7 protein-coding genes and 1 pseudogene are annotated in these 8,197 nt (G+C 30.7%); all 8 read right to left on the reverse strand.

Going from position 1 to position 8,197, the window contains the following annotated elements; genetic code table 11:
- Window positions 1–25: 25 nt before the first annotated feature.
- Window positions 26–4,390 (reverse strand): DUF5057 domain-containing protein, encoded by a 4,365-nt coding sequence (locus JCM14822_RS12445; RefSeq protein WP_054742708.1) that lies wholly within the window; start codon window positions 4,388–4,390, stop codon window positions 26–28.
- Between the two features lie 134 nt (window positions 4,391–4,524).
- Window positions 4,525–5,361 carry a dTDP-4-dehydrorhamnose reductase gene (rfbD, locus tag JCM14822_RS12450; protein ID WP_054742709.1) on the reverse strand — a complete coding sequence of 279 codons (837 nt, stop codon included), beginning with the start codon at window positions 5,359–5,361 and terminating at the stop codon, window positions 4,525–4,527.
- Between the two features lie 39 nt (window positions 5,362–5,400).
- The gene (locus JCM14822_RS12455) at window positions 5,401–6,357 is read right to left on the reverse strand and encodes a glycosyltransferase family 2 protein (RefSeq protein ID WP_054742710.1); all 957 of its coding nucleotides are present in this window, start codon (window positions 6,355–6,357) and stop codon (window positions 5,401–5,403) included.
- 146 nt (window positions 6,358–6,503) lie between these two features.
- Window positions 6,504–6,680 (reverse strand): hypothetical protein, encoded by a 177-nt coding sequence (locus JCM14822_RS20350; RefSeq protein WP_157047746.1) that lies wholly within the window; start codon window positions 6,678–6,680, stop codon window positions 6,504–6,506.
- 5 nt (window positions 6,681–6,685) lie between these two features.
- Window positions 6,686–7,180 (reverse strand): sulfatase-like hydrolase/transferase, encoded by a 495-nt coding sequence (locus JCM14822_RS12460; protein WP_054742711.1) that lies wholly within the window; start codon window positions 7,178–7,180, stop codon window positions 6,686–6,688.
- Window position 7,181: 1 nt separating this feature from the next.
- A complete protein-coding gene (locus JCM14822_RS25060) occupies window positions 7,182–7,388 on the reverse strand; it encodes a sulfatase-like hydrolase/transferase (protein WP_054742712.1) in 207 nt (68 codons plus the stop codon).
- Window positions 7,389–7,814, reverse strand: a complete 426-nt coding sequence (locus tag JCM14822_RS12470; protein ID WP_054742713.1) for an alkaline phosphatase family protein — start codon at window positions 7,812–7,814, stop codon at window positions 7,389–7,391.
- A gap of 150 nt (window positions 7,815–7,964) precedes the next feature.
- Window positions 7,965–8,197, reverse strand: a pseudogene (locus JCM14822_RS20985) (IS982 family transposase); the annotation flags it as partial.

Raw genomic sequence — 8,197 nt, forward strand, 5'->3', positions numbered from 1 at the left:
AACTATAAAGTTATTGCGTTCCTTACTATTTTATTTCATCCACTGCTTCTTCACTATTAATGTCTATATCTACTGTTGCACTTTTTTCTGGTTGAATTTCAGCTGTATCTTCTACTTGTTCTTCGGCACTCTGTATTTCAGCACTTTCTTGTACTTCACTTATTGTTGCTGTTTCCTCAGTATTTACTACGTTTACATCATATATTCCTTCTGTTTCAGCTGCTACAGATTCTTCTCCCATAAGGCTTTCCATAAGTTCTTCTAAATGCTTTAATAAGTCACTTTTGAATATAGATGCAATGAGATTTTCTACATAGCTTTTAGCTTTTTCTATATAACTTTCTGTTTGATATCTCTCTGCTAAACGTACATAATGTACTGCCTTTGTACCACTTGCTTCAGCATCTTCTTCTCTTTGTTTTAAAGTTACTTTAATCTCTGAAATAATATTAGCTAATACATTCTCTTTGTCTTCAATTTGACTTACTTCTTCTTGTAATGTTTCAAATTCAGCAAGTGTCTCTTCAAATTGCGTTTGTGTAATGCTATAGTCTTCAAATATTTCTTTGCATGCTTGTAACTTTTCAAGTAATGCATTTACTGCATCTTGATGATAAGAAACATTAGCTGTATATGTGTATACTTCACTCTCATGTTGTGCTTTATCTACTGCTTTTACAGAGAATGTATATGTGCCATCTTCAAGCTCTAATAAATTAATATTATCATTCCATTCTTTCCATTCTTCACCGTTAATGCTATATAAGTGATTTGCTATACCAAATCCATAATCTTCACCTGGTACAAGTATTAATTTATCATTTTCTACCTTAAAGCTAGGAGTCGTTGGTGCAATCGTATCTGTATAGTAATAATGTTTAACTTCTGAACTATTTCCTGCTTTATCTATCGCTTTAATATGCACATAAAATGGTTTAGAAAAATCTACATCTGTTTCATAGTTGTTATTAGTTACTTCTATTTCATCATCTGGAACTGTATTTTCTGCTTCATCAATAACGATTGAATAACCTTCTAATCCAGATAGCATAAGTGCTGATGCTGTAGTTGATTGAATCTTACTTTGGTCTTTAAGACATGTTGCTTCTACATAATAACTATAGTTTGTACCTTGATCTTCACTTGCTAAATCGAATCTTAATTTACCATCCTTTGTTTCTGTTTGAATCTCTGACATTTCTGGAGTAGTAGGTGCATCTATATCTTGACCCATATAATCAATTCGAGTTGTATTCTCTGTAATCTGACCTAAATAATATAATGTGTTTAATAATAATTTTTGCTCAGCTTCATTAGTTGTTTTAGGTGTATGTCCTGCTTGAATCATTGCACAGTTATTCCATGTTGTTAAATAGAATTGATTGTTACCGCCTAATTTCACCCATACATCTCCTGATGGAATTTCATAAGAATGTGTTGTAGGAACAGTAACTTCTTCATTTAATTTACCTACTGCATAAGGATAATTTACAAGTCCCCCATTTTGTGCAATATAAGCCTGTGAAACTATCCTTGTCTTATCATTACCTGTTGTTTGTAAATTTAAATATGAAGCTAAAGAATTTAAATATGGTCTAGGATAATAACCACTTAATGTATTATGACTAAATAATACACTCTTACCAGATTCTATATACGTTTTAAGTTCATTAGCACTTGTTTCTATTAAATCTTTATGGTTATATGAATCTGCAAAACCTAATACAACCACATCATAGTCCCATGCCACTTCTGGATTTGCATTAAACTTCTCAATGCTTATAGCATCACATGTAAGCTTACCTACTGTATCGTAGCTATTAATCCATTGTGGTAAATAAGATTTGCCTGGATATATTTCTAATACTTTTACTTCCTCTTTGGCTGGAATGCTTTGTACTTCACTGCCATTATGGCTTGCAAAAATACGATATGTATAATCTAATAAATTAATATTTGTGTTCCAATCTAATGCTACATTATTTTCTTCAATTTGTGGCACAGCAGTAAGCTTAAATGTATTTTCAGTTAAGTGATGTTTCTTAGCTGCTATAATTGCTTCTATTTCATCTACTAACTTTTGCATACGTTTTTTAGTAGTACGGTCTGAAACATGTTGAACCTTTTCTTTAGCGATTTCAAAACGTTCTACTAATGCATCAAATTCTTCCTCACTAATGCTATCATCTGAAACACCTTTTTTAATTTCTTTGAGCTCTTTCATTAATATTTCTTCATCAAGAATTTCTTTCATCATATCTAGACGTTGTGTTAATTCTTTTTTAATATCACTTTCATCTAATGGATCAACCAACTCTCTAGCATGTTCATAATCCTCTAATTCAAAAGTATCTTCTGCTTTATCTACTGCTTCAATCGCTTCTTGAACTTGTTTATAAGTAATCTTAAAGTCTAACGTTGCACTTTCACTTTCATTACCTACATTATCTATTGCTTTTACTTCAAGTATATATATACCATCTTCTAATGACTTAAGATTCAAGTCACTATTCCAGTCTTTCCATTCACCTTGATTTAAATGATATTTATGTGCTTTAATTCCTGATTCATTATCAGTACCTGGAGTTAACTTAACTGCGTCCTTTTCTTTTTCTAAACCTGGTTTAGTAGGTGCATTTTTATCTATCTTACTAATTTCCACCTCATATGTTGCAATGTTCCCTGCTAAATCTGATGCTTTAAAAGTATACTTGCCATTTTCTTTTACCACGAAAGTAGCTGTATCTCCAGCTATTACTTTGCCATCAGGTGTTGTAATATTTCTTACGCCCACGCCCTCATCTGTCGCATGCACTGTAATTGTTAGACTATCTTTTATCCAGTCTTCTGTATTAAGCTTGTGTGTCACTGTTGGCAATATCTCATCTTTTTCTAATGTAGTTATATCAGATTTATTACCAGCCCTATCTACAGCTATAACAGATAGTTTATTAAGATTAACACTATCTACTAATGTACAGCTTGTACCATTTGTAGTAGTTATAAGTTTACCATCTTCATATATTTCATAATGATCTATTCCCTTAGCTACATTAACTACTTTTTCTAAGCTTTTATTTGATTCTACGCCTTGTTCATCTACGCTAGTGATAGTGTATGTATGGTTTGTTCCATTATCCACTACAGCATCCCATGATAAATTAACACTGCCTTGAACATACTTAACCTCCATATTAGTTGGCGCATTTGGACTCGCTTGATCAACAGCTTCTGAATCCTTATATTCAGCGGTATAATCTTGTGTTATAAGATTACCATCTCTATATACTCGAGAAAGAGGAGCATAGGCTATTGTAACATCATCTATGCATAACTCAGATGGTGTCCAAAAGCTATGTAATATTTCAAAGTAACATCCTGTATCAATAATTTCCTTGCGATTTGAAATGCTAATATTAAATGAATAGTTCTTCCAATCATCTGTTGAAATATCGGTATTAGCATATGTCCCCTCACTAATATCTAATAAGTCTATTGCTTTGCCTGCAACAATTCCTGTATTAGCCCTATTTTCACCTGTACATATTTGCCCTGGTTTAACACAGTCATACCATGCACCATGCCATTCATTAGGGACGAAATACCATTGATTATCTATTTTCTCTACAGAACCTACACTTAAATAAAAATCATAAGTATAGTTTTTACACTCTGCTGTTGTTACATGTAATCTATCGTATGGTTGTTCCTTAGAATTGTTAATTTTAATTTTCTTCTTTTCCATCAATCTAGCTTTCAATTCCTCTGGAGACAATGTTTCTGCCCAAGTATAATCGCTAGACTTATAGGTATTTCCAGACCAGTTACTACATATACCAACTCCTAAATTTCCATACCCTTTAGCTTTTAATCTAACAATTGCAGGTTTTCCTACCTTAAGTTGCTTGTAGTCGTTAATATAATAATAAGAACTGTCTGATTGTCCATTAGGTGATGATTTATAGTCATACCAGTTACCAGACCATCCATTATTAGGTGCTGTCTTTGTAGCCTTAGCCCCTTTAGTCCCTCCATATCCTACACCATTAATAATCTTTAATGAATTTCTTACAGCATCATTATTATCTCTTTGATGTCCATACTCATCAACAGCATACATATTTCCATACCATCTTACGCCTGTCATCTCATTATTATTAGGTAAATCCAATCCAAGTTGTTCAAAGTCTTCTCTGGCAAAAATACTTGTATCATTAATAGGTATATCCCATTGTAATGCCACAGCATCATCTTTATATGCTGCTTGATTAATAGTTGGTACAGCAATATTAGCGGCATATATCTCAGGTACTATAATACTAGGATTCATTGTAGTTGTTGCTATGATACTTCCCACTAAACTTAAAATTAATCGATTTCTTCTCTTCATACTCTCCTCCTTATATTTTTATATCTAGATATATTATGATACTTTTTTCAAATTTTAAATGTAATATATTGCGTACAAAAAATACCCTTAAATAAGTATCTTTACTCATCTAAGGATATTTCTTCTTAACTCAATTAAGCTAAATATTCTTTTAAAGCTTCTTCCCAATTTCTAAAGCTATTTAATCCATATAATCTTAGCATAAAGTTATCAAGTACACTAAACTTAGGCCGTTTCGCTGGTCTTACGAATTGTTCACTTGTTACTTTATTCACCTTAATATCAATGCCTCTAATTTCAAAAATTTTGCAAGCAAAGTCGTACCAAGAACATTCTCCTTCACATGTACCATGGAATGTACCATAGTACTCTGTTTGCATTAAATCAATAATAGCCTTTGCTAAATCTACCGTTGAAGTTGGTGAACCAAATTGATCACCTACTACATTAAGTTCTTTGTTTGTTTCAGCAAGTTTAAGCATTGTACGTACGAAGTTATTACCTTCACCATAAAGCCAAGCTGTACGAATGATGAAGTGTTTCTTACAAAATGTTTTTACATACTCTTCACCAAGTAATTTACTTGTCCCATAAATGCTTTGTGGTCCTGTCACATCATCCTCACGTCTAGCCCCTGGTACATCACCATTAAAAACATAATCTGTAGAAACTTGTACAAGTTTTGCACCAATCATATCACATGCTATAGCGAGATTTTTAGGTCCTATGGCATTAATTTTATAGGCGTTTTCAATATCCTCTTCACATTTATCAACTGCTGTATGTGCAGCACAGTTAATAACTACATCTGGTTTCACATATAGAAGTTTCGCTTTTACTTGATTTAAACTAGTAATATCTAAATCTAAATAATCTGTTGAAACTACCTGAAGTTCTTCACTACTTGTTGCTAATTGTTTTTGAAGTTCTAGACCTAATTGTCCATTTGCACCTGTTATAAGTATTTTCATTATTCCTTCCCTCCTCATTAATATCTAATTACCTATGTATTATTTTAACTTCAACATAAAATATCTAAAAGTATTTTTTATTAATAACCATTCTATATATATATAATTAGGTATATGTTTTAATTTAAAAGGCACTTTTTCAATATTTTTTAATGTCTTAATACCCTCTATTAAACCATCCTTATACGCTTGTCCATATCCTTTTCTTGCAAATACCCTTTGTTTTACAAGCATTCCTGCTACTAGACAAGGTAAATTAATAATAAGCTGTAATAATGGCATATTTTTATATGGTACATAAATACTATTACGTGCTGAAATATTTAATTTAAACTCACTATATATCCCTCCAGAAGTTGCACTTCCTATATGATATACTTGAGCCCTTGGTGCATATACATTTTTATAACCATAAATATTAGCACGATAACTTATATCTATATCTTCCATATAAGCAAAGAACTTCTCATCAAAATAACCTATCTGATCAAAAATTCTCTTACGATATAATGCTGCTCCTGCACATGCACTAAAAATATTTTCTTCTTTTTTAAACTCGTTTATACTTCTTCCATCTCCACGTTTATATGGCCATCCTATAACTGTATATTCATCTCCTGCATCATCTATTAAACTCTTTTTATGATACTGTATCATTTTACTACTTACACCAAATATTCGTGGATTACCTTCAATCACCTTAAGCATTTCTTCTAAAAAGTTCTGACACAGTTTTGTATCATTATTAAGCAATAATACATATTCACCTTTTGCTAACTTAATACCTTCATTTACAGCTCGACTAAAACCATAGTTTCTATCTAATCTTTTATAGTTAATATCATTATATTGTTTTACCCATTCATAACTACCATCAGTAGATGCATTATCTATAATGATTAATTCATAGTCATTATAAGTTTGAGTATATATGCTATCTATACACTGTTTTAGATAGTTATTACCATTATAATTTGGTATTACTATCGTTATCATTTTATCACCTCAATCTTCCCATCTCTAATCTTTCCATTTTATACTTATCTTCTTAATCAAACAAACCATATAATACAAGCTTTTAATTAAAAACATCATATAAAATAAGTCTATTTAATGACCTGCTCTATATGATGCTTTATATGTTAATTCTTATTTTCTTTATGTTCTAATTCAGCCCTATAGTTTTCGCCAAATGATCTATCATACTGTAATAACCATAAGTTATCTAATACATTATTGATAAGTTCATTCTTTCGATTTGTTACTGTTCCATTTCCTTCTATCAAATATGCTTCATTATAAACTTTAATTTGCTGCATTTGGTCTAATAAATGTAACTGCCACTATTAATTCCCGCATAATCTAACACTAGTGAACCTAAATATGAAGCATCTATTATCTCATATCTTTTATGTTCTAAATCGTAATTATTCCATATCATAAATGGTGTTTGGTATAATTTCATATAGTCTTCTATAGATAATGTATCACCCTGACTAATATATCCTAACTCTCTATACACCTTATAATCATCACCTAATGCTGGTGCATGATCTCCATATACTACTATAATAGTTGGTTTTTCTATCTTACTAAAATAATCTATTAGATATTTAATACTTTTATCTGTATTCTTTACACTATTTGCGTATGTTTCTAATAAATTTTTACTTTCTTCACTTACTTTATCATTGTTTACAGTAATATTATTCATTTTATATCCATCATCATAAGGCATATGATTTTCCATTGTAACAGTATGTATAAAAACAGGTCCATTTTGTTTATTATTTTCATATTCCTCAATAACCTTCTTCATATCATCTAAATCTGATATATATATATGCTCTAGGTCTAGTTACATCAACAAATGATTCTTCTGTAACAAATTTATTAAAACCTAACTTATTATATGCCATATTTCGTGAATAAAATGTCTTTTGGTATGGATGTATAGCTATTGTACTATATCCATTTTCCTTTAATATACCTACCACAGATTCTTGACCTTGTCTTATGTAATTCATCTAAGCAATATTTTGACTACCAGTAAAATCAACCATATTCCCTGTTAAAACTTCATACTCCGTTTGTGCAGTAGTTCCTCCAAATACAGAAACTCCTAACTTTCCTCCTGTATACTCTGATGAATAACTTTTTATCTGTGCCAATGGATCTTCAGATAATTTTGTCTCTGCTATATCATTTATATCATATAATGCTTCACACATTATCATAATAATATTAGGCTGTATTTTATTACATTTATCATTATTTAAATATGGCTCTATAAGTTCTTGTATTACCTCTTTAGTATATCCATGTGTTTTTTTAACCTTTATGTTATTAATTTCATTAATTAGTGTTAATACAAAACCGTTATTGATATAATTATCGTTTACAACAAGTGTATCTTTCTCTATCTTTATTTGTTTTAATAATTTATTATTCATGCATACTTCTCCCATTAACAGGAGTAGTCCCATCACTACTAATGACTTAATTCCTCTTATCTTAAATTTTTCTTTATCTATCTTGTATTGATATATTAATATAATTAGGCCTATTGCACTCACTGTATAATATTAATAGATTTCGTCCAATAAGCCACTCATTGAATTGGCTAATACCTCATTGATATGGAATTGTTCTGCTAGCTGCCAGAATGTAGTTTCTATACGTCTTCGATGCTTACTGATCCAGTTGCTTAAATCTTTTGGGTAAGGGTTTTCTTTTAAAGCTAGCAAGGTCATATTTTTCTCATTTTTTAGTTCTTGGGCAATATGATTACCTATATATCCTTTGTCACCTAGAACAATAGGTTGATAGACATCTG

This window comes from Cellulosilyticum ruminicola JCM 14822 (assembly GCF_001311925.1).
GTDB lineage: Bacteria > Bacillota > Clostridia > Lachnospirales > Cellulosilyticaceae > Cellulosilyticum > Cellulosilyticum ruminicola.

What these genes read in the sequence shown, in the direction of transcription:
- JCM14822_RS12460 (WP_054742711.1), bottom strand. Translation starts at nt 7,180, where the DNA reads ATGAAGAAGGTTATTGAGGAATATGAAAATAATAAACAAAATGGACCT.
- JCM14822_RS20350 (WP_157047746.1), bottom strand. Translation starts at nt 6,680, where the DNA reads ATGCAGCAAATTAAAGTTTATAATGAAGCATATTTGATAGAAGGAAAT.
- JCM14822_RS12455 (WP_054742710.1), bottom strand. Translation starts at nt 6,357, where the DNA reads ATGATAACGATAGTAATACCAAATTATAATGGTAATAACTATCTAAAA.
- JCM14822_RS12445 (WP_054742708.1), bottom strand. Translation starts at nt 4,390, where the DNA reads ATGAAGAGAAGAAATCGATTAATTTTAAGTTTAGTGGGAAGTATCATA.
- rfbD (WP_054742709.1), bottom strand. Translation starts at nt 5,361, where the DNA reads ATGAAAATACTTATAACAGGTGCAAATGGACAATTAGGTCTAGAACTT.
- JCM14822_RS25060 (WP_054742712.1), bottom strand. Translation starts at nt 7,388, where the DNA reads ATGAATTACATAAGACAAGGTCAAGAATCTGTGGTAGGTATATTAAAG.
- JCM14822_RS12470 (WP_054742713.1), bottom strand. Translation starts at nt 7,814, where the DNA reads ATGAATAATAAATTATTAAAACAAATAAAGATAGAGAAAGATACACTT.